The organism is Paraburkholderia sp. SIMBA_030 (assembly GCF_046535245.1).
Classification (GTDB): domain Bacteria; phylum Pseudomonadota; class Gammaproteobacteria; order Burkholderiales; family Burkholderiaceae; genus Paraburkholderia.
Genome location: NZ_JAWRXB010000006.1, coordinates 290,937 through 316,731, shown reverse-complemented (window position 1 = coordinate 316,731; position 25,795 = coordinate 290,937). Strand labels below are relative to the sequence as shown.

General features: G+C 60.6%; 26 protein-coding genes and 2 pseudogenes. 7 read left to right on the top strand and 21 right to left on the bottom strand.

From position 1 onward, the window contains the following. Positions 1 to 3 precede the first annotated feature (3 nt). From SB772_RS12970 to SB772_RS12935, 8 genes are all read right to left on the bottom strand, one after another. Complete coding sequence (locus SB772_RS12970) at positions 4 to 1,086, bottom strand: ABC transporter ATP-binding protein (RefSeq protein ID WP_410833637.1); 1,083 nt, start codon at positions 1,084 to 1,086, stop codon at positions 4 to 6. Beyond that, a complete protein-coding gene (locus SB772_RS12965) occupies positions 1,083 to 1,880 on the bottom strand; it encodes an ABC transporter permease (RefSeq protein ID WP_410833636.1) in 798 nt (265 codons plus the stop codon). Before SB772_RS12965 ends, SB772_RS12970 begins: the two co-directional genes overlap by 4 nt. A 1-nt stretch (position 1,881) precedes the next feature. Continuing rightward, entirely contained in the window at positions 1,882 to 2,766 is an 885-nt protein-coding gene (locus SB772_RS12960; protein WP_410833635.1) for an ABC transporter permease, read from the bottom strand. A gap of 35 nt (positions 2,767 to 2,801) precedes the next feature. Beyond that, a complete protein-coding gene (locus SB772_RS12955; RefSeq protein ID WP_410833718.1) occupies positions 2,802 to 3,836 on the bottom strand; it encodes an ABC transporter substrate-binding protein in 1,035 nt (344 codons plus the stop codon). A gap of 70 nt (positions 3,837 to 3,906) precedes the next feature. Then, the gene (locus SB772_RS12950) at positions 3,907 to 4,221 is read right to left on the bottom strand and encodes an NIPSNAP family protein (protein ID WP_410833634.1); all 315 of its coding nucleotides are present in this window, start codon (positions 4,219 to 4,221) and stop codon (positions 3,907 to 3,909) included. Between the two features lie 10 nt (positions 4,222 to 4,231). Further along, positions 4,232 to 5,704 carry an aldehyde dehydrogenase gene (locus SB772_RS12945; protein ID WP_410833633.1) on the bottom strand — a complete coding sequence of 491 codons (1,473 nt, stop codon included), beginning with the start codon at positions 5,702 to 5,704 and terminating at the stop codon, positions 4,232 to 4,234. A 47-nt stretch (positions 5,705 to 5,751) separates the two neighbouring features. Continuing rightward, positions 5,752 to 6,798 carry an LLM class flavin-dependent oxidoreductase gene (locus SB772_RS12940; RefSeq protein ID WP_410833632.1) on the bottom strand — a complete coding sequence of 349 codons (1,047 nt, stop codon included), beginning with the start codon at positions 6,796 to 6,798 and terminating at the stop codon, positions 5,752 to 5,754. A gap of 296 nt (positions 6,799 to 7,094) precedes the next feature. After that, on the bottom strand, positions 7,095 to 7,994 hold the full coding sequence (locus SB772_RS12935; protein WP_410833631.1) for a LysR substrate-binding domain-containing protein: 900 nt from the start codon (positions 7,992 to 7,994) through the stop codon (positions 7,095 to 7,097). A gap of 108 nt (positions 7,995 to 8,102) precedes the next feature. On the opposite strand from SB772_RS12935, the gene SB772_RS12930 reads away from it, so the two are divergent. After that, entirely contained in the window at positions 8,103 to 9,353 is a 1,251-nt protein-coding gene (locus tag SB772_RS12930) for an MFS transporter (RefSeq protein ID WP_410833630.1), read from the top strand. A gap of 43 nt (positions 9,354 to 9,396) precedes the next feature. Here SB772_RS12930 and SB772_RS12925 read toward each other — a convergent pair whose 3' ends face one another. The 5 genes and pseudogenes from SB772_RS12925 to SB772_RS12905 all read right to left on the bottom strand — a co-directional run. Beyond that, the gene (locus SB772_RS12925; RefSeq protein WP_410833629.1) at positions 9,397 to 10,542 is read right to left on the bottom strand and encodes a porin; all 1,146 of its coding nucleotides are present in this window, start codon (positions 10,540 to 10,542) and stop codon (positions 9,397 to 9,399) included. A gap of 117 nt (positions 10,543 to 10,659) precedes the next feature. Further along, the gene (locus SB772_RS12920) at positions 10,660 to 11,628 is read right to left on the bottom strand and encodes a LysR family transcriptional regulator (RefSeq protein ID WP_410833628.1); all 969 of its coding nucleotides are present in this window, start codon (positions 11,626 to 11,628) and stop codon (positions 10,660 to 10,662) included. Then, the gene (locus SB772_RS12915) at positions 11,628 to 11,915 is read right to left on the bottom strand and encodes a DUF4148 domain-containing protein (protein WP_410833627.1); all 288 of its coding nucleotides are present in this window, start codon (positions 11,913 to 11,915) and stop codon (positions 11,628 to 11,630) included. Before SB772_RS12915 ends, SB772_RS12920 begins: the two co-directional genes overlap by 1 nt. 314 nt (positions 11,916 to 12,229) lie before the next feature. Further along, positions 12,230 to 12,646, bottom strand: a complete 417-nt coding sequence (locus SB772_RS12910) for a universal stress protein (RefSeq protein ID WP_410833626.1) — start codon at positions 12,644 to 12,646, stop codon at positions 12,230 to 12,232. A gap of 274 nt (positions 12,647 to 12,920) precedes the next feature. After that, positions 12,921 to 13,191 (bottom strand): annotated as a pseudogene (locus SB772_RS12905) (cupin domain-containing protein); the annotation flags it as partial. A 504-nt stretch (positions 13,192 to 13,695) separates the two neighbouring features. Here SB772_RS12905 and SB772_RS12900 point away from each other — a divergent pair. Next, positions 13,696 to 15,909, top strand: coding sequence for a beta-glucosidase family protein (locus tag SB772_RS12900; RefSeq protein ID WP_410833625.1), 2,214 nt, complete (start codon positions 13,696 to 13,698; stop codon positions 15,907 to 15,909). Positions 15,910 to 16,059: 150 nt separating this feature from the next. Here SB772_RS12900 and SB772_RS12895 read toward each other — a convergent pair whose 3' ends face one another. The 3 genes and pseudogenes from SB772_RS12895 to SB772_RS12885 all read right to left on the bottom strand — a co-directional run. Beyond that, entirely contained in the window at positions 16,060 to 16,293 is a 234-nt protein-coding gene (locus tag SB772_RS12895) for a hypothetical protein (protein WP_410833624.1), read from the bottom strand. A 116-nt stretch (positions 16,294 to 16,409) separates the two neighbouring features. Next, positions 16,410 to 16,643: a hypothetical protein gene (locus tag SB772_RS12890; RefSeq protein WP_410833623.1), complete on the bottom strand. Its 234-nt coding sequence runs from the start codon at positions 16,641 to 16,643 to the stop codon at positions 16,410 to 16,412. A 364-nt stretch (positions 16,644 to 17,007) separates the two neighbouring features. Next, positions 17,008 to 17,577: pseudogene (locus SB772_RS12885) on the bottom strand (LysR substrate-binding domain-containing protein); the annotation flags it as partial. 271 nt (positions 17,578 to 17,848) lie between these two features. Between SB772_RS12885 and SB772_RS12880 the strand changes: the two are divergent. After that, positions 17,849 to 19,762 carry an SMP-30/gluconolactonase/LRE family protein gene (locus SB772_RS12880; RefSeq protein WP_410833622.1) on the top strand — a complete coding sequence of 638 codons (1,914 nt, stop codon included), beginning with the start codon at positions 17,849 to 17,851 and terminating at the stop codon, positions 19,760 to 19,762. An 86-nt stretch (positions 19,763 to 19,848) separates the two neighbouring features. Here SB772_RS12880 and SB772_RS12875 read toward each other — a convergent pair whose 3' ends face one another. Next, positions 19,849 to 20,544 carry a phosphatase PAP2 family protein gene (locus SB772_RS12875; protein ID WP_410833621.1) on the bottom strand — a complete coding sequence of 232 codons (696 nt, stop codon included), beginning with the start codon at positions 20,542 to 20,544 and terminating at the stop codon, positions 19,849 to 19,851. Between SB772_RS12875 and SB772_RS12870 the strand changes: the two genes are divergently transcribed. Further along, positions 20,500 to 20,784 (top strand): hypothetical protein, encoded by a 285-nt coding sequence (locus SB772_RS12870; protein WP_410833726.1) that lies wholly within the window; start codon positions 20,500 to 20,502, stop codon positions 20,782 to 20,784. The genes SB772_RS12875 and SB772_RS12870 overlap by 45 nt on opposite strands. Before the next feature lie 15 nt (positions 20,785 to 20,799). Here SB772_RS12870 and SB772_RS12865 read toward each other — a convergent pair whose 3' ends face one another. Together SB772_RS12865 and SB772_RS12860 are read right to left on the bottom strand one after the other, a co-directional pair. Next, positions 20,800 to 21,279 carry a glycine zipper 2TM domain-containing protein gene (locus tag SB772_RS12865; RefSeq protein ID WP_410833620.1) on the bottom strand — a complete coding sequence of 160 codons (480 nt, stop codon included), beginning with the start codon at positions 21,277 to 21,279 and terminating at the stop codon, positions 20,800 to 20,802. Positions 21,280 to 21,785: 506 nt separating this feature from the next. Further along, positions 21,786 to 22,067, bottom strand: coding sequence for a hypothetical protein (locus tag SB772_RS12860; RefSeq protein ID WP_410833619.1), 282 nt, complete (start codon positions 22,065 to 22,067; stop codon positions 21,786 to 21,788). A gap of 456 nt (positions 22,068 to 22,523) precedes the next feature. On the opposite strand from SB772_RS12860, the gene SB772_RS12855 reads away from it, so the two are divergent. Continuing rightward, positions 22,524 to 23,756, top strand: a complete 1,233-nt coding sequence (locus SB772_RS12855) for an NAD(P)/FAD-dependent oxidoreductase (RefSeq protein WP_410833618.1) — start codon at positions 22,524 to 22,526, stop codon at positions 23,754 to 23,756. 67 nt (positions 23,757 to 23,823) lie between these two features. Here the strand turns inward: SB772_RS12855 and SB772_RS12850 are convergent, their stop codons facing one another. Both SB772_RS12850 and SB772_RS12845 read right to left on the bottom strand, forming a co-directional pair. Continuing rightward, the gene (locus SB772_RS12850; protein ID WP_410833617.1) at positions 23,824 to 24,192 is read right to left on the bottom strand and encodes a DUF190 domain-containing protein; all 369 of its coding nucleotides are present in this window, start codon (positions 24,190 to 24,192) and stop codon (positions 23,824 to 23,826) included. A 162-nt stretch (positions 24,193 to 24,354) separates the two neighbouring features. Continuing rightward, the gene (locus tag SB772_RS12845) at positions 24,355 to 24,684 is read right to left on the bottom strand and encodes a DUF190 domain-containing protein (protein ID WP_410833616.1); all 330 of its coding nucleotides are present in this window, start codon (positions 24,682 to 24,684) and stop codon (positions 24,355 to 24,357) included. A 266-nt stretch (positions 24,685 to 24,950) separates the two neighbouring features. Between SB772_RS12845 and SB772_RS12840 the strand changes: the two genes are divergently transcribed. Both SB772_RS12840 and SB772_RS12835 read left to right on the top strand, forming a co-directional pair. Further along, entirely contained in the window at positions 24,951 to 25,391 is a 441-nt protein-coding gene (locus tag SB772_RS12840) for a hypothetical protein (RefSeq protein WP_410833615.1), read from the top strand. A 9-nt stretch (positions 25,392 to 25,400) separates the two neighbouring features. After that, a complete protein-coding gene (locus tag SB772_RS12835) occupies positions 25,401 to 25,604 on the top strand; it encodes a hypothetical protein (RefSeq protein WP_410833614.1) in 204 nt (67 codons plus the stop codon). Positions 25,605 to 25,795: the final 191 nt, after the last annotated feature.

The window sequence follows — 25,795 nt, the reverse complement described above, 5'->3', positions numbered from 1 at the left end:
TGCTCAGACAGAAAAGACCCGGGCGCTCACGCTATCCCAGTCGAGCCACGCTTGCGCACCAACCGCCAGGTTCGCCTCCCGCAAACCGGCCGGCGCGCGCACAGCGATCTCCTGTGCCCACGGCGTCGCCACCGAATAGTGCATCGTGTCGCCCAGATAGGTGACGTCACGCACCGTCACCGGCAGACTGCCGTCAGCGCTTTGCACGGGCCGCGCACGAATCTTTATCTGTTCGGGACGCAGCATCAACGCACCGTTGCTGCCGGCACTCAACGCGCGATCGAAAGTGCCCACCCTTACCGGCTTTCCGTTAGGGAACACCGCATGCGACCCACCGTTGCCGTCCGCCAGCGTAACCGGCAGAAAATTCGAATTACCAATGAAACCCGCGACGAAACGCGATGCCGGCTGGGCGTAAAGATCTTCGCCGGTTCCGGCCTGCTCGATACGCCCTTTGTTGAATACCGCAATCCGGTCGGACAGACGCAAGGCCTCTTCCTGATCGTGGGTCACATAGAGAATCGTCACGCCCGTTTGCTGATGAATGCGGCGCAACTCCGTCTGCAACTCCTCGCGCAGCTTCTTATCCAGCGCGGAAAGCGGTTCGTCCATCAACAGCACTGGCGGGTCATAGGCTAACGCGCGGGCGATCGCCACGCGCTGTTGCATCCCGCCCGACAGTTGCCCCGGCATGCGATCGCGGCAATCGCCGAGATGCACGAGCTTGAGCATCTGTTCGACCTTCGACTTCACCTGGGCGTCGGGCAGGCGCCGCACGCGCAGCGGAAACGCCACGTTTTCGCCGACGGTGAGATGCGGGAACAGCGTGTAGCGCTGAAACACCATGCCGATGTTGCGTCGGTTCGGCGCGACCGACAACAACGATTTTCCGTCGAGCAGCACGCGCCCCTCGGTGGGCGACTGAAAGCCTGCAACAATATAAAGCGTCGTACTCTTGCCCGAGCCCGACGGTCCGAGAAAAGTCATGAACTCGCCCTTCCTGATGTCGAGCGAGACTTGATCGATGGCCACGACCTGATCGTAGGTCTTGCGAAGCCGTTGAATCTGCAGAAACGGTGAGCTCACGATTTACCTCGCTTGAGTACAAGTCCTGGCAACATCAGCACGACGGTTAGTCCGACCATCAGCGACGATGCAGCGGCAATCACCGGCGTCAGATCTTGCCGCAACGTGCTCCAGATTCGCACGGGCAGTGTCTGCAGCGTCGGGCTTGCCATGAAAACGGATACCACCACTTCATCCCAGGAAGCGAGGAACGAGAAGATCGCCGCCGCGAACAGGCCGAGACGAATGGCTGGCAGCGTGACGCGCCATTTCACTTCGAACGGCCCCGCCCCGCAAATCAGCGCGGCATCTTCGAGCGTGGTGTCGAAGCTTTCCAGCGAGTTACTGATTGCGATGATCGAAAACGGCAGCGCGATGATCAGATGCCCGATCACGAAGCCGACCAAAGTTCCAGTCAAGCCGATGCGCAGAAAGAACGCGTACAGCGCGACCGCAAGCACGACGACCGGCAACACCATCGGCGTGAGAAAAAATGCCTTGAGCAGCGCCCGTCCGCGGAAATCGCCACGCGTCAGCGCGAGCGAAGCGAACAGACCTAGCGTGACCGACAACACCATCACGACGAGGCCCAGCTCGACGCTGGTCATCAGCGAATCGAGCCAGCCAGGATCGGAGAGCAATAGGCGATACCACTGGAGGGTCCAGCCAGGCGGCGGAAACATCAGCCATTGCGAATTGCCGAACGATAACGCAATGATGAACAGCACAGGCAACAACAGGAATAGCGACACCGACGCGCCAATGGCGAGGAGCAGCCAGCGCAGCGGTCCGAGACGATCGAAATCGAGCAGCATGTCAGTGGACTCCCGAAGCACCGCTCACACGCCCGGAAAAGCGTAATTGCAGTGCATAGAGCGAAAGCGTGACGAGCAGCAGGACAAAGGCCGCGGCGCCCGCGAGACCCCAGTTCAGCAATTGTTGCACCAGTTGCGCGATCAGTTCGGCGAGCATCATGTATTCCGGGCCGCCCAGCAGCGCGGGCGTGACGAAGTATCCGAGCGCCATCACGAACACCATCAGCACCCCGCTCGCAATGCCCGGCATCGCGAGCGGCACCAGCACCCGCCAGAAGGCTTGCCAGCGGCTCGCCCCGCAAATGGCGGCGGCCCGCAGCGTGGTGGGATCGATCGCGCGCAGGGTGGCGTGCAGCGGCATCACGAGAAACGGCAGCATGATGTAGGTCATGCCGATCGTCACACCGGTCAGGTTATTGACCAGCGTAAGCGGCGCATCGATCAACCCGAGCGACATCAGCAGACGGTTGATCGGCCCGGTTTGCTGCAGCAGCACCATCCATGCAAACGTGCGCGCCAGCAGGTTGGTCCACATCGAAAGCAGCAGGATCGCGAACACCAGCTTGCCGATCCAGCGCGGCGCGATGGCCAGCAACCATGCAGTCGGAAAGCCGATCACAAGCGTCACCGCCGTCACTACCGTGGCCACGAAGAACGTGTTGCCGAACACTCTCAGGTAAGTCGTCGAGCCGAACAGCTGCGTATAGTTCTGCAAACCCGGGCTCGGTTCCAGCACGCTGTGAAGCAGCAACGACAGCACCGGCAACAGAAAGAACACCACCAGCAGCAGCACGGCCGGCAACACCAGCCGGGCGGCCCTGAATCCGGCGCCTAGTTGCAGCTTGCCCACCTCGGGCTCGGCGACGGTACTCAATGCATTCGACATGACGACTCCCTCGATATGTTCGACCGGCAACCGCCTTATTTCGATTGCCACGCATACCAGCGCTTCGCAATCTCGTCGCGATGGTCGGCCCAGTACTTCATGTCGAGGTTGATTTGCGTTGCCTTGTACTGATCAGGCAGCGTTTTGGCGACATCGGCGGGCAGCAGCGCCGCCGATTTCAGATTGATCGGCGCATAGCCCGTTTCAGCAGCGAACTTTGCCTGCGCCTGCGGGCCGGTTGCGCTCGCGAGGAACTTCATCGCCTCAGTCTTGTGCTTCGCACCTTTCGGCACCACCAGCATATCGGCGGCTGTCAGGTTCTGATTCCACGACACGCCGACATCCACGCCGGTCTGCTGAAGCGCATGCAGACGACCGTTCCAGAACACGCCGATCGGTGCTTCGCCCGAAGCCATCAGTTGTTGCGACTGCGCGCCGCCGCTCCACCAGACGATCTGGTTTTTGATCGTGTCGAGCTTCTTGAACGCGCGATCGAGATCGAGCGGATAGAGCTTGTTCGGCGGGACACCGTCGGCCAGCAAGGCGACTTCGAGCACGCCCGGCGCCGACCACTTGTAGAAAGTGCGCTTGCCGGGGAAACGCCTGGTATCGAACAGGTCCGCATAGTTGGCAGGGCTGCCGCTCTTGAACGCCGCCTTCTTGTAGCCGAGCACGAACGAATAGTAGAAGCTGCCCACCGCCCCCGTCGACGTGAAACGCGGATCCAGGTCGCTCTTGTTTACCACGGAATAATCGATCGGTTCGACGAGTCCGTCGCGCAGCGCCGCATAGGCGAAATCGCCTTCCACGTCGACCACGTCCCATTGCACGTTGCCGCTATCGACCATCGCCTTGAGCTTGCCGTAGTCGGTAGGGCCATCCATCAACACCTGAACGCCAGACGCCAAAGTATACGGCTGTGCCCAATTCTTCTGCTGCGCGGATTGCGTCGTGCCGCCCCAACTGGCGAACACGATCGGCGCGTCGGCTGCGAAAACGGGCGCGGTAGCCGAGACGATAGCCGTCACCGCGATTGCGCGGGCAAGACCAAGGGTTCGCCAACGTAGCATTTCTTTCATGAGGACTACTCCTTAGAGTGAAAACGCCGCCTCCGGAAAGGATCGACAGCGAACGGCTTTTTTATTTGAGCGGTGAGAACGAGGCAGGCTTCATGATCTTGCTCTCCATTGTTTCCAGCAGCGCCTGGATCTTCGGTGAGAACGCCTGCCACGCCGGATCTTCGGCGAGGCGCTGACGGCGCGCCCCGCGTTCGTCGAGACTCGGATAGGCCCACATATGAACGATCTGGTTCAGCGGCCCGATCTCCGAAAAAAAGTAACCCACCAGTTCGCCGAGATGGCGCTTCTGCAACTCGATGCCTTCTTCTTCGACAAGTTTCAGATAGGCTGGAACGGCACCGGTCTTGATCTTGTAAGTGCGGATTTCGTAATACATCGTGCCCTCTTCAGCGCATGACGAAAGGATCGGCGATCGGCTCATCCGAGGTTCGAATCCAGACGGATTTGGTGCGGGTGTAGTCGAGTACCGCGTCGAGCCCGCCTTCGCGGCCCAGCCCGCTCAGCCCGTAGCCGCCGAACGGGACGATCGGCGAGACAGCGCGATAGGTGTTCACCCAGACAATGCCCGCGCGCAGCCGGCGCGTGAGACGGTGCGCGCGAGTGAGATCGCGCGTGAACACGCCCGCGGCGAGCCCGTACTTCGTGTCGTTGGCCAGCGCGACGGCGTCGGCTTCAGTGTCGAAGCTCATCACGCTCAGCACCGGTCCGAACAGCTCCTGCGCCACGCTCGGCACCGTGGAGTCAGGGCAGTCGACGATCGTCGGCTCGAAGAAGAAGCCTTTCTCGTGCGCTGACGGGCGAGCGCCGCCGGTCAGCAGCGTGGCGCCCGCAGCAAGGCTGGCGGCGAGCACCGCCTCGATATGGTCGCGCTGCCTGAGCGTGGCAAGCGGTCCCATCTCGGTAGCCACATCCTGCGGATCGCCGATTTTGATGGCTTGCGCTTTCTCGACGAGGCGAGCCATCAGACGATCGCGAATGCCGCGCTGAACCAGCAGCCGCGAGCCCGCGACACAACTTTGACCCGTCGCCGCGAAAATCCCGGCGATCACGGCGTTACTGACACTCTCCAAGCTGGCGTCATCGAAGACCAGCACCGGCGACTTGCCACCCAGTTCGAGCGAAGTCGCGGCCAGATTTTCAGCCGAATTGCGCACAATATGACGCGCCGTTTCCGGACCACCGGTGAACGCGATCTTCGCCACCAGCGGATGACTCGTGAGCGCACGGCCGCAGTCCGCACCGAAGCCCGTCAGGATGTTCACCACGCCCGCCGGAAAACCGGCTTCATGCACGAGCCGCGCAAAAGCGAGAAGTGGCGCGGGACCCTCCTCGGATGCCTTGATCACGATCGTGCAGCCAGCTGCGAGCGCCGGACCGATCTTCACCGCCGAGAGAAACAGTTGCGAATTCCACGGCACGATCCCCGCGACCACACCGACCGGCTCGCGGCGCAGAAACACATCCATGTCGGGCTTGTCGACCGGCAGGCAGGCCCCGTGAATCTTGTCGGCGATGCCGGCGTAATAACGGTAGTACTCGGCGACATAACCGATCTGGCTGCGCGTCTCACGGATGATCTTGCCGGTATCGGTCGTTTCGAGTTCTGCTAGCTCCTGCGCGTTTGCCGCGACGAGGTCGGCGAGCCGGTATAGCAGTTTGCCGCGCTGACTCGCGCTCAGGCCAGCCCATTCGGGCGCGAACAACGCGCGGTCGGCGGCCTGCACGGCGCGATCCACGTCGGCTGCGCTCGCCGCGGGCATCGTTGCCCACACATCGCCAGTGGCCGGGTTGATGCTCCCGAAGGTCTTGGCGGCGTCGCTGAACTCGCCGTCGATGTAATGCTGGAAAGACTTCAACATGGCATCGGCTCCTCGTGGCTGGATGTCGTAGCGAAGAACATCCACCTTCAGCCGCGGGGCTCGAACGCGGGCATCACGTCCGAGATGAACAGTTCGAGCGACTTGCGCTTGCGCTCGAAGCTCATATTGCTGTCGAGCCAGAAGCTGTATTGATCGAAGCCGAGTTCTTCATACTGTTTAAGCCGCTCGACGACAGCCGCCGGCTGACCGATCACGAGGTTCTTGCGAATCTGTTCCGGCGCGTATTGCGGGAACGATGCGATGTCCTCTGCCGTAAGCGATTCGATAAAGCCTTGCTCGACCGGCCGCTCGTTCTTGAACCACTTGCTGAAATAACAATAGAAGCGGCTCAGATCTTCCACGGCGGCGTCTACTTCGGCCGGATCGGCGCCCACAAAGGTGTGCATCAGCATCATGATCTGCGGCCGCGGCACCTCGGGATTTGCCTTGCAGGCCGCGTTGAAGCGCTCCATCAGGCTGACCACCTCGCCATCGCCCGCTGCCAGCGACGTGACCTGCACGTTGCAGCCGTTGCGAACCGCGAACTCGTGCGAATTCGGATCGCGGGCCGCGAGCCACATCGGCGGAAGGGATTGCTGGACCGGGCGCGGCACCGGTGTGGTGGACGGCCAGGACCAGAATTCGCCTTGATGTGCGTAGTCCCCCTTGAACAGCTGCCGCAGCGCGGGCACCAGTTCACGCATCCGGGCGCCTGCGCCGAATGCATCGAGGCCCGGCAGCAGACGTTCATATTCGAAGGAGTAGGCGCCGCGCGCGATGCCGAGGTCGAGCCGCCCATTGCTTGCGACGTCCACCATGCCAGCCTCCCCGGCGAGACGAATCGGATGCCAGAAGGGGGCGATGACCGTCCCGGTGCCGAGCCGGATTGTTTGGGTGCGCGCCGCGAGATACGAAAGATTGAGGAACGGATTGGGCGCGATCGTGAATTCCATCGCGTGATGTTCGCCTATCCAGGCGGTCTCGAACCCGCCTTTCTCCGCGATCTGGACCAGCTCGGTGAGCTCATCGAAGAGTTGCCGGTGCGGTGTTGCCGCGTTGTACCGCTCCATGTGCAGAAACAACGAGAATTTCATGATCGACCCTGTATGCAGGAAAACGACGAATCAGTCGTGCTACGGGCGCTGTAGACCTGAACGCCCCGCTTCGTGTCGACCGCTAGAATGTTGCGGTTGGTATTACGGTATTCCACCAAATGGCTTGACGCAAGCATTTCAATATTATGGTATTCCATAATATTGAAGCCAGGTATCTGCTGATCTGGCACCGCTAAAGCGGCTGCCCCGCGGTGGTAGTGAAACCGCGCCAGGCGTCAGTGATAGGAACACGCAGACAAGATTCGCACTCCAGATCAATCACCCGCGTGAAGAGGTCACCCCGGACCGATCTCACTCGCAAGCTCAGCGAACAACGCCTCCTGCCGCGACAGTTCACCCGAGCGCAACACCAGCCACATCGCGGAGCGCGCGCCTTTCTCGCGCAGCGGCCGGTACGCCACGCCATTGACGTTGATGCTGCGCAGGGAGGCCGGCACGAGCGCAACACCAAGGCCGGCCGCCACCAACCCTACGATTGTCGGCACCTCCCGAGCTTCCTGCGCGACCTGCGGCGCAAAGCCGGACTGCCGGCAAAGGGCGATGATCTGGTCATACACGCCGGTCCCGCTCTCGCGTGGATACATGACGAACGCCTCATGCTTCAGCGCGCCCACGGAAAGCGCCGCCCGGCTCGAAGCCAGCGGGTGTTGCGGCGGCAGCACCACCACCAGGGAGTCTTCGAAAAGACGTGTCGCCTGTAGCGTCGGCGGCAGATCCGGCCGTTCCGTGCCGCGCACGAATGCGACTTCCAACCGCCGTTCGAGCATCGCCGTCAATTGCTGCCGGGTGGTCAACTCTTCCAGCCGCAAATGCATCCCCGGCAAACGACGCCGGTACTCAAAAATCAGTTGCGGAATGATGGTGCTGAATGCAGCCGAGCCGGTGAATCCCACCCGGAGTTCGCCGAGTTCGCCGCGCTGGGCGCGCTGCGTCACGATGCCGGCCCGCTCTGCCTGCGCAACCAGCGCGCGCGCTTCAGGCAGCAGCGCCTTGCCCGCCGCCGTCAACGCCACGTGCCGGTTACTGCGCTCGAAAAGCCGCGCGCCCAACTCCTCCTCGAGCACACGAATCTGCTGGCTGAGCGGAGGCTGCGCCATGTTCAGACGCACCGCCGCCCGGCCGAAATGCAACTCCTCGGACAGCACGATGAAATAGCGAATACGACGTAGATCCATGATATGAATTATGTATCATTTCTCGCGAAATCGATATTGGACACCGGTATAACGAGGTTCGATCATTCATGGCTGGAAGCAACTTTTTTCGGTTGGGGTGATCGAGTCATGCAACAACAGAGCGTCGACACGATGGAGGCGGTGATCAAGGCAGCCGGGTCCATGCCGCGCGAGGTGGCGGAGAAAATCGAACACGGCACGCCCGCATTCCGGCGCACCAATTTCTCCCTGTTTGCCGCCGGCTTCGCGACCTTCGCCCTGCTCTACTGTGTGCAGCCGCTGATGCCGCTGTTCTCCGCGGATTTCGGCGTGAGCGCCGCGGGCGCCAGCCTGGCCCTGTCGTTGACGACCGGGTTTCTGGCGGTGTCGATGCTGGCCGCCGGCGTGCTGTCGGAAGCCTGGGGCCGTAAGCCGATCATGGTGGCTTCGCTGCTGCTCTCGGGTGTTCTCACGGTCGTCTGCGCGGTGCTGCCGCACTGGCCGACACTGCTCGTCGTCCGCGCGCTAATGGGCGTGGCGTTGAGCGGATTGCCGGCGGTTGCGATGGCTTATGTCGGCGAAGAAATGCACCCGCGTTCGCTAGGTCTGGCGATGGGGTTGTACGTCGGCGGTACGGGTCTTGGCGGAATGGCAGGCCGTCTGCTGACGGGCGTGATCACCGATTTCTGGGGCTGGCGAGCCGCGGTGATGGTAATCGGCGTGCTTGGCGTACTGTGCGCCGCGATCCTCTGGCGCTACCTGCCGGCATCGCGTCACTTTGCGCGGCGCGAGCTCCGCCTCGCGCCGCTGTCACGCGCATTCGGCATCCACTTGCGCGACGGCATCCTGCCACTGCTGTTCGTGGAAGGGTTCCTGCTGATGGGCGCCTTCGTGACGGTGTACAACTATGTCGGCTATCGGCTGATCGCGCCGCCTTTCTCGCTTAACCAGACAAAAATTGGCTTGATCTTCGCGGTCTATCTGTGCGGCATCGTCAGCTCGGCGTGGATGGGCAGCCTGTCGGGATGGCTTGGCCGCCGCGTCGTGCTGCCGGTCACCTTGGGGCTGATGCTGGCCGGCACGCTGATCACGCTGTCCGGCGAACTCTGGTTGATCGTCATCGGCATTGCCGTGCTGACCATCGGATTCTTCGGCACGCATTCGGTCGCGAGTGCGTGGGTCGGCGCCCGCGCGCAGACGGGCAAGGCACAGGCGTCGTCGCTCTATCTGTTTGCCTACTACCTGGGATCGAGCGTGGTCGGCTCGCTCGGCGGCGTGTTCTGGAACCTGTACGGCTGGCATGGGGTGATCGCCATGACGAGCGCGCTGCTGCTGGCGGCCATTGCCATTGCGCTGCGGCTGCGCGCACGGTCGGCGTGAGGCCCGTCGAAACCGGCACCCACGCCCGACCACCCCGACGGACTTAGAACTGGTGTCGAATGCCCACGCGCGCGATGACCTGATTCGCCGTCGATGAAGGGGCATCCGCACCCGTGATAAACGCCGTGTTAAGCGGCGCAGCAGAAGCGGTTCCACCCGCGAGGTGTTGATACATGCCCTGCACGTACACGTCGGTGCGCAACGACAGGTTGTAGTCCGCCATCAGGCCGACTTGATGCCACTTCGGTTTGGAGTCGCCGGCCGCGCTATTGAAGTGCCCTAGCGTGTAGTTGTACATCGCGCCGACATAGGCGTTCTTCGCAAACTGGTACTTCGCATTCAACTCGAAATTGTCGAACTTCAAGCTGCTCGCGGTATTCGCGAAGTTGCCGACATACACGGATCCCGTTGCGTTGTTGAGTGTCGTGTGGCTGTACACAAAGCCGAGCACTGTCGAGCCGATCGTATAGTTGATGCCTGCTCCCCAGACCTGCTGACGGCCAGCGAAGAAGTCCGTGTCGTCGGTGGCGAGCGAACCGCCGGCGTTTCCACCAGGATTGTTGATCTGCATATACGCCGCGGCAACCGAAACGGAACCGCCCACGTATTGCGCACCGAGGCTATACGAGCGGTTGTTCGCAAAGCCGCCAGCCTGATTGCTGAAACCGTAAAGGCCGCCGAATGAAAATCCGCCGTAGGTGTTGCTCGTGTACTTGACGCTGTTGTTCAGGCGAAACGAATTGTCGGTGTTGTCGTTGTCATACGGATGCGACATCAAAAAACCCGCCCAATTGCCGTTCGCGGTAAGTGGCGCAAGAAAGTCGACGACAGAATCGTATTGGCGCCCCATCGTCAACGTTCCGAATTGGGCCGAACTGAGGCCGACATAGGCCTGCCGGCCAAACATCCGCGAAGCTTGCCCAAGCTTGCCCGAATTGACGTCGAAGCCGTTCTCCAGCTGAAAGACCGCCTTGGTTCCGCCGCCCAGATCTTCGGTGCCTTTCAGACCCCACCGGCTACCTTGTGCAAAACCGCTTTCCATCTGCACAGCGGAATGACCTTTGGTGTTGTTCGTGTAGTTCAGACCTTCGTCGATCAGGCCATACAGTGTGACGCTGCTTTGTGCCATGGCCGCCATCGGAGCAACAGCACAACCGAGCGCTGCACCCGTAATGAGAAGTCGCTTCATGAATGTAGCTTCCTAAATGTGGGTAAGTACCGCACCGGCACATCCGTCACGCGATGGCGCAAATGACTGAATGTCCGGCGACAGGTGTTCGCACTTTAGGACCTACATAAAACGGCTCTACAGCAACTCAGTATTGCCAAAATGGTGTTGTACCCGTCCCACGGGCGCCAGGATCTCCCTCTTGTCTTCCGCCGCCCTTTGGCGGTAGCGTTCGACCACGAAGTCGACAAAACTTCTGAGCGCCAGCGCCATGTGCGGCTGTCCGGAGTAAAGAACCCATACGGTGCGCTCATCGCCGCACAATTCGACATGCGTCAGCAGCGGCCGCAATGTGCCATCCGACAACTCGCTTTGAATGAGCGAGGTTGGCAGGCGCGCTATGCCGAAGCCTGCCTGCACCGCGTGCTTCACCAGAAGCGGACTCTGCATGTTCAGGATAGGCCGCACTACTACGCGTTGCGTGCCGTGCATGTCGCGGAACTCCCAGTAACGGCTAGGGGCGTCCGAGGCCACGAGTACGTCATGCGAAGCGAGCTCCGCCGGTGTGCCCGGCGGGCGACGGCGCGACAGGTATGCCGGACTCGCAACGATCACGTCCCGTGTACGCGCGAGCGGACGGCAAACCAGCGAGGAGTCGCGCAAACGGCGCCCGGCGTTGAAGCAAAGGTCGAAGTCCGTCGCGGTGACATCTGCCATGTTGTCGAATACCGTCAACTCGAACTGCATGCGCGGCTCTTGCAGCCGGTAAGCCGCCAGCACCTCCGGCAAATCGGTCGAGGCATAAGAAGACGACGACGCGATACGTAGCACGCCTCCCTGTTGGCTTGTGGTCGTTGCCACGCTCTCGTCCATCACGGCGAGCTGCCTTAGCAATTCTGCGCAATGCTCCCAGTAAAGTTGGCCAGCCGGCGTAAGCGACACACGACGCGTGGTCCGGTTAATCAGGCGAACACTGAGATGTTGCTCAAGCACCGCCACGCTGCGCGTGGCGACCGAGCTCGAGATGCCGAGCTGTTTGGCCGCCTCAGCGAAGTTCAAACACTCGGCGATCTTGGCGAATATACGAATTGCCGCGAGCTGATTCATCAGTCCGCAGCGGAATCGCCGGAAGTCCGCGGCACGCTCGTCGCGGCAGAAGCAGTGCCACCGCTGTCCTGGTGCCGGATAGCGTAGAGTTCCCGATTGTGCGCGACAGTCTGGGCACTTGGCGGATAGTCGTTTTTGGGTGCGGGGACCAAGCCATCCGCTTCAGCCTCGACGAGCTGCGCGTGAACTTCGGCACGCGTGAGACCGGATGTCGAGGTTTGCGCGAACGCATTCGTACCGAACGGCAGACTGAGTGCCGCAAGGGCGACGGCGGTAAGCAATTTCATGATGCCTCTCCTGAGAATCGTGACAAAACGCTCCTGTTACGATTCCCATTGTTGTAGGCGCACCATGACCCGGCTCTTACCTTGGGATTACGTTTTCGTCATCTTGGCAACGAGCTGACAAAAGACGCTTTTGAGGTAAAACACTTCCTTTCAGAATGTCGGCTTCGCAAGCCTGGTGGGAAAGCACCGCGGCGCAAGCATGCACGCGCTGCCGTGGGTGAACCGGCTGTTTACAGACTCGTCTGCATTTACAAGGTCGGCAGATGGTGCTGCTGCCGATGAACGTCGGATAAGGATCACGAACCCGAACCGTCCTAGTGAACCATCGTCACCGGTGTGATCGTCCGCCTCGACAGGCCGGCAAGCATTGTCAGTCTTCGAAAGAATCCCATACGGCTGGCGTCGATCACCATCACGTCCGGCTGGGTCCTGGCAGCGTAGGCGGCCACTGCCTTTGTGCTGTGTCCGAATACCCGCTTCCATCGGTACGGAACGCCGGCTTCTTCGAGAATCGCGCGAGCGTCGATCAGCGCGCTTAACATGGCCTGCTTTTCATGGCGCACGAGCGAGCTGCGAGTGTGAAAGGCTGCCGCACGCCCTTGATCGACCGGCTCGAGCACTTCCAGCAATTCGACTTCGGTCACGCAACGCTCCAGAAACATGAACGCGGCAAAACGCGCGGCCTGCACCGCGCCGCCGCGGTCGAGAACAGGAATCAGCATCCGTAACATCGAAAACTCCTATCCTGTGTGTCACGCGAATACGATGCTTTCATTCTAGTCTCCCTGCTGTGAATGCGCGGCTGCAACAACTCGTTGAACGACTGTTGCGTACCGCATTTCTACCGTCCTTCTTCTAACTTAAGGGTAGCTAAATCCGCGTTAACGTACCGTAAAATTTGCGGCGAAAAGCAACTGCATGTCATCGAACGGCAACGGCAAATCCGGCGGCGGCGAAACCGTGCCGCTACGCGCGGATCGCAGCTAAAAATCCAGATCGTCGGCGGACTTCGTGTACCTGATCGTCAATAATCGCCTCGCCCTTGCCTGAGAGTATGTAGATACATTCCTCTTCGTAAAGGTGGCAATGATATTCGGTGGACTCGTGCCCCGGCTGGAGCGTTACGAGGTGAAAGCCGAACTGGGTGAGTCCGGTCATTTCGCTCAGCGACCTTTTAAGACGAACCGCTCGTTCATTCAATGGATGGACGGAGCGCTGGGGCTCCATTGCGTCGATTTCGCTTGCCCTTTAGCAGCTCGCGTGCTTGATTCGACACTATTCGCCTCGTCTCTGACGGGTATTGCTTTGGGTGAAAATCCGCTTTTCTACGATCTTTTCATCAATGTCGAATAACCATTTGGCCGCACTGAGACGGACGACAATCGGCTCAGATCGACCCGATTGGGACAATCACGTGGATGCAAATCGGCCGTTCAGGAACGTCGCTCTAATAGGGCTTCGGGTGCCTCGAATGTCATGCTGAATGCATTGGGCTTTACGCATTCAATGCGTTTAATCGCCAATAGTTTTTAACGGGCAACCATCATTCAGCATAAAAACGCATTGTATTAGTAAAAGTACCGATGCTGTAGTCAGACTACATTCTTACATTACTCAGCACGGAGAGTCGCTACAGTCAATCCAATGGCCCCGATTCCGTTCGGGCAGGCAAGCGTTTGTGCAGCCATCCTGCGTCGCCAGCCTTCGTGTCCGGTATGGAACCTGTCGGACTCGCTCCGTTTCCGCATTCCAACAAAACCAGAATCTCGGAGAGACAGATATGCAGAAGAAACTATGGCCAGCGGTCGCGTTAGCGGCGGCCGTGTGCATCGCTGCCCGTGCGGATGTACCCGACTTCCCACTCGATTTCGCACCCACTTCAACTGCGATGAACGCGTTCGGATCGGCGGCCGCGCATCGGCGCGCCGACACCCTCGTCAGCAAGATGACGCTCGACGAAAAGCTGCAGTTCATTCATTCGGAATACGCAATGTCTGCCGTGCCGGGAGGTGGTGCGGGCTACATTCAAGGGGTACCGCGCCTCGGCATTCCCGATCTGAACATGGTCGACTCCGCGACGGGCTCCGGCAGCACATCGCAGGCCAGCACGACCTTCCCGGCAACGATCGCGCTTGCGGCAAGCTGGGATCGCCGCCTGTCTTCCAATTTCGGCAGACAGGTTGCGATAGAACTGCGTGCACAGGGCTTCGGAATGGGACTTGGCGGCGGCACGAATCTCGCGCGCGAGCCGCGCGGCGGCCGGCTGTTCGAGTATCTCGGCGAAGATCCGGTGCTCGCCGGCGAGATGCTCGCAGCGCGCACCGACGGCACGCAGCGTGAGAAGGTCATCGCTACGATCAAGCACTATGCCGGCAACGAGCAGGAACATAACCGGGGGGGCGGCAACAGCCAGATCGACGAGCGCACGCTGCGCGAACTCTATCTATTGCCGTTTGAAATTGCCGCAAAGCGCGCGCAGCCGGGCAGCGTGATGTGCAGCTACAACCGGCTCAACGGCGACTATGCGTGCGAGAACGCGCATCTGCTCAACGACGTGCTGAAGAACGATTGGCACTTTGAAGGACAGGTCCAGTCGGATTGGGGAGCGACGCATAGCACGGCGAACGCGATCAACGCAGGCCTCGACGAGGAAGAGGACGTCGGTTCCACCGTCTATCTGACACCCACGGCAGTTCGGCAGGCGATCGCGAGCGGCTCGGTTTCGACCGCGCGCCTCGACGACATGGTGCGACGCAAGCTGTACGTGATGATCCGCATCGGCGTGATGAATGATCCTCCGAAGGGTGGCGCCACGATCGACTTCGCTGGCGCGAACGCATTCGTACAGGCGGTCTCCGAGCAGTCGATGGTCTTGCTCAAGAACGACAACAACCAGTTGCCGCTCTCCGCGGCCTCACTCTCACGGATTGCGGTGATCGGCGGACACGCGGATGCAGCCGTGATGACGGGCGGCGGGTCAGGCAATACGCGTGATCCGGTCACGGGAGCATTCGCGGGTTGCGGCGGCTTGACGTTCGGCACATCGACTGGGTGCAGTTGGTGGACCAATCCGTGGCTGAAACTGAACACGCCTATTGTTGCAGCGATCCGCGCGCTCGCGCCGTCGGCGCAAGTGAGCTTTGCCGGCAACAGCGATCAGCAAACGCCGTTTCGCGCGTACACGCAACAGGAGATCGACCAGGCGGCGGCGCTCGCGGCCCGCTCGGATGTCGCAATTGTCGTCGTCGCGCAGCCGGCGGGTGAAGACTTCGGCGATTTGCAAAGCCTGAGCCTTGCGAATCCGTCGAACCAGGATGCGCTCGTCGACGCGGTGGCCCACGCCAATCCCCGCACGATCGTCGTCGTGGAAAGCGGCAACCCGGTGCTGATGCCGTGGAAGGATCGCGTGGCGGCAATCGTGGAAGCCTGGTATCCGGGTGAAGGCGGCGGCAATGCGATCGCGAACGTACTGTTCGGCAAGGTCAATCCTTCCGGCAAGCTGCCCGTCACCTTCCCCGTGCGCGATCAGGACACGCCGACGTGGGGGCAAAGCGGCGCGTTCGAGCCGGATCCCGTCTACGCAGAGAAGCTGAACATGGGCTATCGCTGGTACGACGCGAAAAACATCACCCCGATGTTCGAGTTCGGATACGGGCTGTCGTACACGCATTTCTCGTATTCGGGGCTTTCCGTCAAACATCGCCCTGACGGCGCGATCGACGTGTCGTTCACGGTGCGCAACGATGGCCGCATGGCGGGTGCGGAAGTGCCGCAGGTGTACCTCGGCGTGCCCTACCGCGACGAGCCGCCGCGACGTCTGGTCGGCTGGGAGAAGATCGGCCTGAACCCCGGCGAAGCGCGCCACGTTCGCATCACGGTCACGCCGCGCATGCAGAGCGTGTGGGACACATCGCGCAATGGCTGGCGGTATGTGCCTGGCGGGACGGTGTACGTCGGGGCGTCGTCGCGCGACATTCGGCTGCAAGGGAGCTAAACCTCGTACTCCCGTCCCGCACCCGGGCGCGGGATGTTCCGCGCCCGGGGCAATGGGCTGAACCGCTCGCCAACAGGACATGGCGAGCGGCGAGCGCACGTCGGAGGATCGGACCGCATCCCGTCGGTGCGACTCTCCCGTCCCGCTAACTCATGCCTTGACGAACTGCAGGCCGCCAAAATTCTGGATGGTGGGAATATCGACCTTCGTGTACGTGTCGGTCTGGGTGACCGGCGCCACCACGATGGCCGGGCTGGCGAAGCCGCCACCCAACGCCGCGTTGATGTTTCCTGCGTTGTAGTTGCTGCCGCCGCGTACAGCCGAAAGGGCCTTGGCGGACAGTTCTTCGGCGTGTGCGAGGTCTTTGATCATCAGCGAGGTCATGGTAAATCTCCTGGGATTGCTTCGGTTTGGAAAAACGCGATTCGTTGCAAGCGGTGGAGAGTCCCCGTAGGGGTGAACGGTGTCCCCGCTCAGAAGGACTCTCCAATCCACTTAACTTACAGTGCGACAAACTGCAGGCCGCCGAAATTCTGGACGGTGGGAATCTCGACCTTCGTGTGCGTGTCGGTCTGGGTGACCGGTGCCACCACGACGCCCGGGCTGCCGAAGCCGCCACCCAATGCCGCGTTGACGTTTCCTACGTTGTAGTTGCTGCCGCCGCGTACAGCGGAGAGGGCCTTGGCGGACAGTTCTTCGGCGTGTGCGAGGTCTTTGATCATCAGCGAGGTCATGGTAAATCTCCTGGGTTTGCTTCGGTTTGGGAAAGAGCACTATTCGTTGCGCTCACAGGTACAAATGCACAGGATGTGCCACTCTCAAATCGCGAGCCGTGAAGAATCACCTAACCGCATGAAAACAAAGCGAAATAAATATTTCGCATGAGCTGTTGCGAAGCATTCCGAAGGGCTGGAGAAAAAAAGATGTCCTGCTACGACAAACACGTCTCTCAGTGACTGTTTGTTTTCGAACAACAGGTCCGCGACAGAACCCGGCATTCACTGACCTGATATCTGTGTACCCGCACAACGCCATAGTCGTGTCGAGTATCCCGGCGCATCGTCCGCCTGAGGCGCCAGTCAGACGCCCTCTGCGGCTTCATTTGCTGACGCCCGAATCGCCGACGAGTTGCCTTTTCAACAGCGCCTCGAGCCAGTCGGCGAACACCTGAACTCTGCGCGAGAGATGCTGCCGATGAGGATAGAGCAAGGTCATCGGCATCGGCGCCGCCCGGTATTCGGGCATCACCTCGATCAGTTCGCCGGCGCGCAGATGCTGCTGCACGTCGTAGGCAGGAATCTGGATCAAGCCGAGTCCCGCAAGGCAGCACGCGATATACGCCTCGGCGCTATTGACACTCACTCGGCCTTGCGTCGGCAAAGTTCTCACGGTTTCGCCGTCGCGCCATTCCCAGGGCGCGATACGGCCGCTCGATGGCGACGCATAGTGGACGGCCTGGTGGGTTGCCAGGTCGCCGGGCATGCGGGGCGTGCCGCGCTGGGACAAATACAGTGGGCTCGCCACATTGATCAACGGCAGATTGCCGATAGGCCGCGCGATCATGCCGGAATCGTGCAGTTTGCCTACGCGCAGCGCGCAATCGACGCGCTCTTCGACAAGGTCGATCGCGCGATCGGTCAGGCCGAGTGCGATGTCGATTTTCGGATAGCAGTGAAACGGTCCAGCATGTTTGCCCGTACTGGAAACGCGAACACTCAACTTTTTCCGCACCCCGCCGATATACCGCTCGAACGCAGTAGTGGTTGGACAGACGCAACTCCCTGCCCCTAGCGCGCATGCCAGCACGACAAGGAAGGCAGCCGCAGCCGCAGAAATCATCTTCGCTCCCCCTGTAACGCCCATCAGGTTGTCAACGCTGCGAGCATGGGCCAAACCGCAATCCCCCATTCAGGTGCCTCGGAGGGCACGCTTCACGATCATGAAACGAATCTATGCCACGTTCCTCGCCGCACTGCTGATCGCTACGCTTGCGCCGGAGTGCCAGGGACAGTACACCACCGACTGGGTGGCGAACACATCTGGAACCAACGCTACCCGCGTGGGTAGCGTCGCGCGCTCCATGTGGATAGCGCCCGAGGGCGTCATCTACACAGCTTCCATGTGGGACGAAAACGAAGGTGGTGTCGCGATATACCAGAACGGCCAAAGCGTGGGGTCCATAGGCGGTCACGGCGAGTTTCAGGGCGGCGCCATTACGGGTAACGCGACTTCGATCTTCGCCGCTCTGCAATTCAATACCACTTACGGCAGCGGCGCGGTGGGGCGGTACAACCGAACCACTCAAACTCGCGACTTTCTCATCTCGGTCAGCGCAACAACGACTGAGCAGCGGGCTGATGTCATCACGGGACTCGCGACGTCGGGCTCGCTCCTTTATGCGAGCGACTTTCCTGGCAATCGCGTCCGCGTCTACACAACCGATGGGGGCTGGCGGCAGGATATCGCCGTCTCAAGCCCTGGCGCGCTCGCGGTGGACAGCGCGGGAAACATCTGGGTAGCCCAGAAGAGCGCAGGCGCGATCCTCGAATTCAATCCCGCCGGCGTGCTGGTGAATACCATCCAGATGTCCGTCGCCTCTCGACCGTCCTCGCTGTATTTCGATTCGTCGACCGGGTGTCTCATGATCGGCGACGAAGGCCCCGACATGAACATCAAGGTCTATAGCATTTTGGTCATTCCAGTTCTGGTCAGCACATTTGGCATTCAGGGGGGATATCTCAATACGACAACGGGAACCAAAGGCCAGGTTGGCGACAAGCGTTTTACCCGCGTCACCGGCATCGGCAAAGACGCCGCCGGCAACCTGTACGTGCTTAACAACCCGTGGGGCGGAAACTGGGACCTCGGCCGCGACGGCGGCACCGACATTCACGCCTACGACAGTTTTGGCCACCTGCAATGGAAGCTTCAGTCTCTCAACTTCGAGGGGGTCGCCGCTCCGGACCCGGGTACCGACGGCGCGTACTTCTATGGAGGCACCAACATCTACACCGGCACTGCCGGGGGAACCTTCGTAGCGAACACTGTCGATCCGATCGCCTATCCATCCGATCCACGCATCAACATCAACGACCGCTCACGGGGTGAGCACTTCGGTCAACTTGCCACTGTCGGCGCCAACCGGATCCTCGTGGCGTCCGGCCAGAATCCCGATACCTTCTACTTCTTCCACTTCAACGCTGCGAATGGCTACATCGCAATACCGGACGCCACGCTTCCAGGTACGGCGTTCAATACGACCGCACCCGTCAGGGACGGATTCTGCCTCGACAGCAAAGGGGACGTCTGGGCCGGTTTGGACAAGACGAATGCCATCTGGCACTATCCGCTGACCGGCTTCGATGCCAACGGCCGGCCGAGTTGGGGAGCAGGAATTGCAACGCCCATTCCGGGCACGGTCACGCCATTGACGCGGATCATCTACCTGCCGGAAAGCGACACGATGATCCTGGCACAGGGCGTTGTCGGCAGCACGGACTGGACATCGATCGGATCGCGGATCGAGGTGTATCACGGCTGGCTCGCAGGCAACACGACCGTTCCCAATCCGGTGATCAACCTCACCAGCGCCAATCCCAAGTCGATCGCGGCGGCCGGCAACTATCTCTTCGTCGGATACGTACACACCGTGCCCAACATCGATGCCTTCAATCTGACCACAGGCAGCCTGGACACCACGTTGATCAACGGCAACGCCAACACCGTGTACGTCGGCAATGACGTGGATTCGATGTACGGTCTTAGATCGTACCGCCGGTCGACCGGGGAGTACGTGATCACGAAGGACAACTACAACGGGACCAGTGTCGTCATTTATCGCTGGACACCCTGATCAACAGTGCTCGTCGCACCTACGTCCCAGACAGGAGTCTCAAGCCTTGATCGCCAACGCCGCAACAGCAAGGCAATCCCACACGCTCATAACGCTTTTAAGCCCGCCCGCAAGAACAGGAGCAGTTCGTCGAACTGGGTGATCAGTTCAAAACACAAAAGAAACGCCAACGTGTAACCCAGTCCGGGCGACCTGTTCATCCATTGAAGGATCGGCGCCGCATAACGCGCCCTGACGGCGTCCCGGGTCGCTATATAGGTGATGGCTATGCCGAGCGCCGCTCCCGCGAGTACATCGGTCGGATAGTGCAACCCAAGATAGACGCGCGGCATGCATATGAAGACGGCCGTGTACAGCAGCGCGAGCGCGCCGGCACGGCGGTTGATGAGATAGATGCCTGTCGCAATCGACGTCCACAGCAGCGCATGGTCGCTCGGAAATGAGCTCCACGTGCGCACTACGGCCTCCTGCAAACCCACTGACGGAAAGTCCAGGTGCAACGCCGAGTCGTAGAGTGGCCGCTGCCGAAACGGCAAGTAGTGAGCAAGAAGCCTTCCGCCGGCAAGCGACAGAAGACCACTCGCGATCGTTGCGATGATCATCTCACGCTCCCATTCAGTGCGCTGACTGGGTCTGAACCACAACCAGCACAAGATGGGTATGAGTATGAGGCCCTTGAACATAATCTGGCCCGCGACCACCCTGATTGCGTGATTCATCGCCACCGGGTGAAGAGCGTGGTCGGTCAGAAAAACCTGGATCCATGTATCGAAACTATTCATTTCAACACCTCCGTTTCGATGCGTAACAGTCAATCCGCCGGGAAAACCGACCTGAATCGAACTGCTCGATACGTGTCACGACCCACAGGCGTGGATCGCCTGCTTTCCATGCATCGCCATCAGGCGATGATTATGATTAGAACAACTACTAGTTATATCGATGATCGCATCCTGAATGACGAGATAGCGCGCGGCAACGCCCAATGGAAAAACTCGGCGCAGCACAGAAACCTGCCATAGCGGCATGCAGGTCGATCAGGAACGGTCCAACCGGTTACCGTCGATCCGTACGCGGTCGCCCGGACGGAGATCGCCGGGTGTGGGGACGTCGAAGGAGCGTGACGATCCGTCGTTGAGTTGGACAACGATCCGGTAAGCGCTCGCGTTCGAACTGCTGTACTGCTGCGCGATCTGATTTCCGGCCACCGCTCCGCCGAGCGCGCCCACTACGGTCGCAACGTCGCGGCCATGTCCGCCCCCAAACTGATTGCCGACCACACCACCGACGACCGCGCCGACCACGGTGCCCATTACGCTTCCCGGGCCCAGCGAATTGGTAGTGGCAAGAGGCTGAATTGCCGAAATGACGCCGTACTGAACACCGTAACCGGAGTTCGCGGACCCATAGGCGCCTGAACTATCGACTGGCTGTGGATAGGCGGGCTGCACATAAGCCGGCTGGGCGTACGCGGGTTGCGCATAGGCTGGCTGCGCGGGATTCGAACCGTACGGCATGCTGGGTCCAGGAACCACGCACCCACTCAGAGGCAACGCTGCGCACAGCGCGATGTAGAAGATTGGTTTGGCAAATTGAGTGTTGTACACGATGCTCTCGACGTCTTGACGCCGCTGGTCAGCGGGCGAAGTTGAGGTTCGGCACCGAGTATAAGGAAGTGTTGCCGAATATTTTCACTGCGCCGCGTAACAGTGTGTAAATTGTTCCGCTGCCAGCAATTACCACAGTGAGTGCTGTGGCGGGTGCTGCAACCGGATACGCGGTGAAAGGATCAAGACCAGAAGCGAAGTCGCCTCGACACCCGGTTCATATCGTCGCCTCCCCTGATGATAAGGATTCCTTCTGTGATAAGACGGGTCTGGGAGTTCGACAGTTGAGCGGCGCGGCGCGGCGTCGCGTTGAGTTGACGTCGTGGCGTGTATTGGACACTGCACAAACGAAACACAGCAAACAGCCGCTGGAACCGACTTGCGTCATTCCTCGCGGCTGTATTCTGAAACGCGGCTTAGCACTCGCCCTTTTTCGCGTGTCCCGGCGGACAGTGATCGGGCCCATGCCCGTGATGGTGACGATGCTCTTCCCATTCGTCGCGATCCCAGTAGCGGTGCCCGTCCCAGTAACGGTCGCCATGCCAGCCCGGCGACACGACGACCACCGGCGCCGGTGCGACCACGACGGGCGGCGGTACGCCAATGTTGATGCCAACCCCTACGTCGACGGCATTCGCAAGTCCTGACGCTCCGATTCCGAAACCCGCGAACGCCGCGGCAATAAAGAAATGTTTCATGTTATCCCTTGGACAAAGCAGCAAAACGCTGCCGGCTGGCCACGCCGCGCGCAGCCGTTGTTTGATGATCGAACTCTATGTGAATCGTTGCCACGCCTGCTTCAACGCGAACTTGTAAGCGTGACTGTCAGTTACAAAGCTATCGCGCCAGCAGGAGCGACGGTCTGATTGTAGAGGAGCGGGATGGGGCAAGTACACCGCCTCCGTGGATCATGCCGGGAATTGGGCAGTCCGCGCGCTGCATTTATCGCCCACTCCGGCCGTGACTTCAGGTATTGTCGGTTCACTCGCGTTATTCGTGGCGGCGCCTCTCACGGGTATCCTTGCCGACCGGTTCAGCGGCAACTCACGCGAATCCTTCGCTGAGTTCCATCGTTACGGCGCCGCCTCTCTTCAATCAAGCCGGCGGCAGCCATGCCGGCACCTCGACGGTCCAGGAACGAGACCGGGAGCACAATGAAATTCGACAGCATCGTACTCGGCGCGGGCATTGTGGGTGTATCAGTCGCCGTGCATCTTCAGAAACGCGGCCGCAAGGTGGCCCTCGTAGACCGCAAGCTGCCGGGCAACGAGACCTCGTTTGGCAACGCCGGGTTGATTCAGCGTGAAGGCGTCTATCCGTATGCATTTCCGCGCGATCTCGGCACCTTGCTCCGCTATGCGCGTAACGAATCGCTCGACGTCCGCTATCACGCCAATGCCATGCTCAAGGTAGCGCCATTCCTGTGGCAATACTGGCGCAATTCACACCCGGCGAAGCATGCCGCGATCGCGCGGTCTTACTCGACGTTGATCGAGCACTGTGTGAGCGAGCACCGGGCGCTGGCAGCCGAGGCGGGCGCCAGCGAATTGCTGCGCCCCATCGGATGGGTGAAGGTCTTTCGCACCGCGGCGAAGCAGGACGCGGAAACAAGGCTCGCCGAGCAATGGCGTCAGGAATATGGCGTGGCGTTCGAATCGCTCGACGCAGCCCGCTTGCGGCAGGCCGAGCCCGATCTCGATACCGCTTTGCTGGGTGGATTGCGCTATACCGAATCGGACTCCGTCAGCGATCCCAACGCGCTCGTCACGGCTTACGCGAAGTATTTCGAGCAGCTTGGCGGACGCTTTTTTTTCGGCGATGCGAACTCGCTTCGTCCTCTTTGGGAAGCCGATACGGACGAGGGGACGATCACGGCGTCGGAGGCGGTGATCGCTTTGGGGCCGTGGTCGGATCAGGCGAGTTCGCGCCTCGGGTATCGTCTGCCGCTTGCCGTCAAACGCGGCTACCACATGCACTATGCCCCGCGAGGCGAGGCACGCCTGAATCATCCCGTGCTGGATGTCGAAAACGGCTACCTGCTCGCACCCATGAGGCAAGGAATCCGGCTAACCACGGGCGCTGAAATCGCCGGGCGCGATGCACCCAGGACACCGACGCAACTCGCCGCGGTGGAACCGATCGCGCGCAAGCTGTTTCCGTTGGGCGAGCGTCTCGACGACGAACCGTGGATGGGCCGTCGTCCCTGCACGCCCGACATGATGCCGATTATCGGACCGGCGGTGAACCACAAGAATCTGTGGTTTGCTTTCGGGCACGCACATCACGGACTGACGCTCGGACCCGTGACGGGTCGGCTGATCGCTGAAATGATGACCGGCGAACAAACGATCGTCGACGCTCAACCGTTCAGGGTGGATCGGTTTTAGCGGCTGTTTTCAGCAACGTTCGGCAAAGCGGATAACGCAGCGGCACATGCAAGGTCGGCATGTCCTTTTATCCCGCCGACCTGCCGAAGAGCGAAAAATGTCTGGACGGTTCGCGCGGCACGTCATCGCCGATCTGACCGAACTCGATCGGAAAACGCACATAGAAAACGCGCACGTTTTCCGCGCGCACAAGGTCCAGCAGCCGCTCGGCCTCCTCGTCGGTCACGGCAAGAATGATCTGCTGCGGCTGGTCGGCAAGCTTGAACAGATGGGCCGTGTGATGCGCGCCCGCGTGACCGATGCCTTCGGCGCAATTGATGACGGTCGCGCCTTGAATGCCCAACTGGCGAACCTCATGCAACAACCATTCGCATACGGTCTGATGGCCGTGCTTGCGGTTCTGCTCGGTATAGAACGTCAGTTGGTAGCCTTGCATCGCCCGCCTCCATCTTCGCAGCGCCTCGCAGCGCCTCGCAGCGCGGTGATCGTCCCATCTGATTGATTCTAGTTCATGGAGAACCGCGAAGCGCGATTGTGCGGCGCAATACGAGCCATCGGTACGCGTGCGTCGCGCGGCCGGATGCCGTTGTGAGGTCCGCTACTGCTCTCCCTCCGCGCCGAGCATTTCGTATTCGACGGGACAGCGCGTATAGAAGAGTTGAATACCCCCGCGCTTGAGGCTCCCGAGCAGCGCATCGATGCGCGCGTCGTCGGCGGCAATCATGACCGCAACGGGCTGGTCGACCATTTCAAAGAAACGCGCCGCGTGATACTTGCCGCGCGCGTCAATGGCTTCGGTCGCTTCGATGACCGTCGCACCGCGAATGCCGGCCTTCTTTGCCTCGTCCACAATCCAGTCGACCACCGACATATGATTTTTCCGGTGGCTCTGGTTGGCCGCAAACACCGTCAGATGACTGCCTTTCATGGGGACCTCCGCCTGACCCGTGGAAAGGCACCAGGTACCGCTCGCCGTGCGTTCCGGCCAAAATGTGCGGGCCCGCGCCCGCCGGGGTGATATGCAGCTTAATTGGCCCACCCGGTCAAATCAAGTTCCATAAATATGGTTCCAGCGACCGGGTTGAACGTGTAGGCAGCGACAGCCTTGAAACCCTGATCGAATCCGGCTGCTTCAATTTCAGTCATGTTGAAAATATCCGCTAATGTATGAACGAGTCGAAGAGCAAGGTGAACATGAACGACACATGGCAATTCCAGATCAGGATCAGCGTCTCGGCGGAGCTTGCAGCCAGCCTGCGCGAAGACCCAGCGTGTACGGTACACGACCCGCTTCATCATGTTATGCGCGGACACAACGCATCCGTGAGGTGCCAGTTCGACGCTTTCGCCGACTACGTGAGCGAAGCGCAAAGACTCGGCACGGAAAAGTATCCGCTGTATCAATGGACCAAGGACACGATTGAGAACCCGGAGAAAAAGGCGAAGTACCTGCAGTCCTTCACTGTCTATGTAGACGGCAAGGAGGTCTACGGCAAAGACATTGCCGACTTACTACAATCGGAATTATCCACGCTGATCGGCAACGCTGGAATCAGAAGCGTCGTCAAGTTCGACACCAACCCGGCGAACAACCCGCAACCGCCTGCGCGTGGGCAGCAACACGTCCGTCCCTAGTCTATCGCCATGAAAGACAAACCCAACCCCGATTCCGACCCCGACAAACTGAAAGGTCCAGGTGGCCTGACGATGCGCGAGATCCACGAGCAGGTGCAAAAGAGCGCCGAGCGCGACCGGGAAGCACAGGCTGCGCGCCGTTCGCTCGCGCCGCCACAGAGCCGGTGGCAACGTTGGGTGCGCTACGTGTGGGGCCGCAGCGGACGCCGCTAGTGCCGGCTGACCCGCGACATCGTCATTCGACGCCGCAGCGCGCTCGCGTGGCCGACTACCCGTTCGGGTGGTGTGCGCCGATCGTCGTTCTGTCATTCTGAGTTCGTTCGTCGCCGCTCGACTTGCATGGGGTTCGTGCGCAATGGGCGGCGTGAGGCACGAGTGGTTCGTGTCGCGAACGACAGGCGCAG

Coding starts and splice junctions, on each gene's coding strand:
- SB772_RS12965 (WP_410833636.1), bottom strand. CDS start 1,880: ATGCTGCTCGATTTCGATCGTCTCGGACCGCTGCGCTGGCTGCTCCTC.
- SB772_RS12960 (WP_410833635.1), bottom strand. CDS start 2,766: ATGTCGAATGCATTGAGTACCGTCGCCGAGCCCGAGGTGGGCAAGCTG.
- SB772_RS12955 (WP_410833718.1), bottom strand. CDS start 3,836: ATGCTACGTTGGCGAACCCTTGGTCTTGCCCGCGCAATCGCGGTGACG.
- SB772_RS12950 (WP_410833634.1), bottom strand. CDS start 4,221: ATGTATTACGAAATCCGCACTTACAAGATCAAGACCGGTGCCGTTCCA.
- SB772_RS12945 (WP_410833633.1), bottom strand. CDS start 5,704: ATGTTGAAGTCTTTCCAGCATTACATCGACGGCGAGTTCAGCGACGCC.
- SB772_RS12940 (WP_410833632.1), bottom strand. CDS start 6,798: ATGAAATTCTCGTTGTTTCTGCACATGGAGCGGTACAACGCGGCAACA.
- SB772_RS12935 (WP_410833631.1), bottom strand. CDS start 7,994: ATGGATCTACGTCGTATTCGCTATTTCATCGTGCTGTCCGAGGAGTTG.
- SB772_RS12930 (WP_410833630.1), top strand. CDS start 8,103: ATGCAACAACAGAGCGTCGACACGATGGAGGCGGTGATCAAGGCAGCC.
- SB772_RS12925 (WP_410833629.1), bottom strand. CDS start 10,542: ATGAAGCGACTTCTCATTACGGGTGCAGCGCTCGGTTGTGCTGTTGCT.
- SB772_RS12920 (WP_410833628.1), bottom strand. CDS start 11,628: ATGAATCAGCTCGCGGCAATTCGTATATTCGCCAAGATCGCCGAGTGT.
- SB772_RS12915 (WP_410833627.1), bottom strand. CDS start 11,915: ATGAAATTGCTTACCGCCGTCGCCCTTGCGGCACTCAGTCTGCCGTTC.
- SB772_RS12910 (WP_410833626.1), bottom strand. CDS start 12,646: ATGTTACGGATGCTGATTCCTGTTCTCGACCGCGGCGGCGCGGTGCAG.
- SB772_RS12900 (WP_410833625.1), top strand. CDS start 13,696: ATGCAGAAGAAACTATGGCCAGCGGTCGCGTTAGCGGCGGCCGTGTGC.
- SB772_RS12895 (WP_410833624.1), bottom strand. CDS start 16,293: ATGACCTCGCTGATGATCAAAGACCTCGCACACGCCGAAGAACTGTCC.
- SB772_RS12890 (WP_410833623.1), bottom strand. CDS start 16,643: ATGACCTCGCTGATGATCAAAGACCTCGCACACGCCGAAGAACTGTCC.
- SB772_RS12880 (WP_410833622.1), top strand. CDS start 17,849: ATGAAACGAATCTATGCCACGTTCCTCGCCGCACTGCTGATCGCTACG.
- SB772_RS12875 (WP_410833621.1), bottom strand. CDS start 20,544: ATGAATAGTTTCGATACATGGATCCAGGTTTTTCTGACCGACCACGCT.
- SB772_RS12865 (WP_410833620.1), bottom strand. CDS start 21,279: ATGCCGTACGGTTCGAATCCCGCGCAGCCAGCCTATGCGCAACCCGCG.
- SB772_RS12860 (WP_410833619.1), bottom strand. CDS start 22,067: ATGAAACATTTCTTTATTGCCGCGGCGTTCGCGGGTTTCGGAATCGGA.
- SB772_RS12855 (WP_410833618.1), top strand. CDS start 22,524: ATGAAATTCGACAGCATCGTACTCGGCGCGGGCATTGTGGGTGTATCA.
- SB772_RS12850 (WP_410833617.1), bottom strand. CDS start 24,192: ATGCAAGGCTACCAACTGACGTTCTATACCGAGCAGAACCGCAAGCAC.
- SB772_RS12845 (WP_410833616.1), bottom strand. CDS start 24,684: ATGAAAGGCAGTCATCTGACGGTGTTTGCGGCCAACCAGAGCCACCGG.
- SB772_RS12840 (WP_410833615.1), top strand. CDS start 24,951: ATGAACGACACATGGCAATTCCAGATCAGGATCAGCGTCTCGGCGGAG.
- SB772_RS12835 (WP_410833614.1), top strand. CDS start 25,401: ATGAAAGACAAACCCAACCCCGATTCCGACCCCGACAAACTGAAAGGT.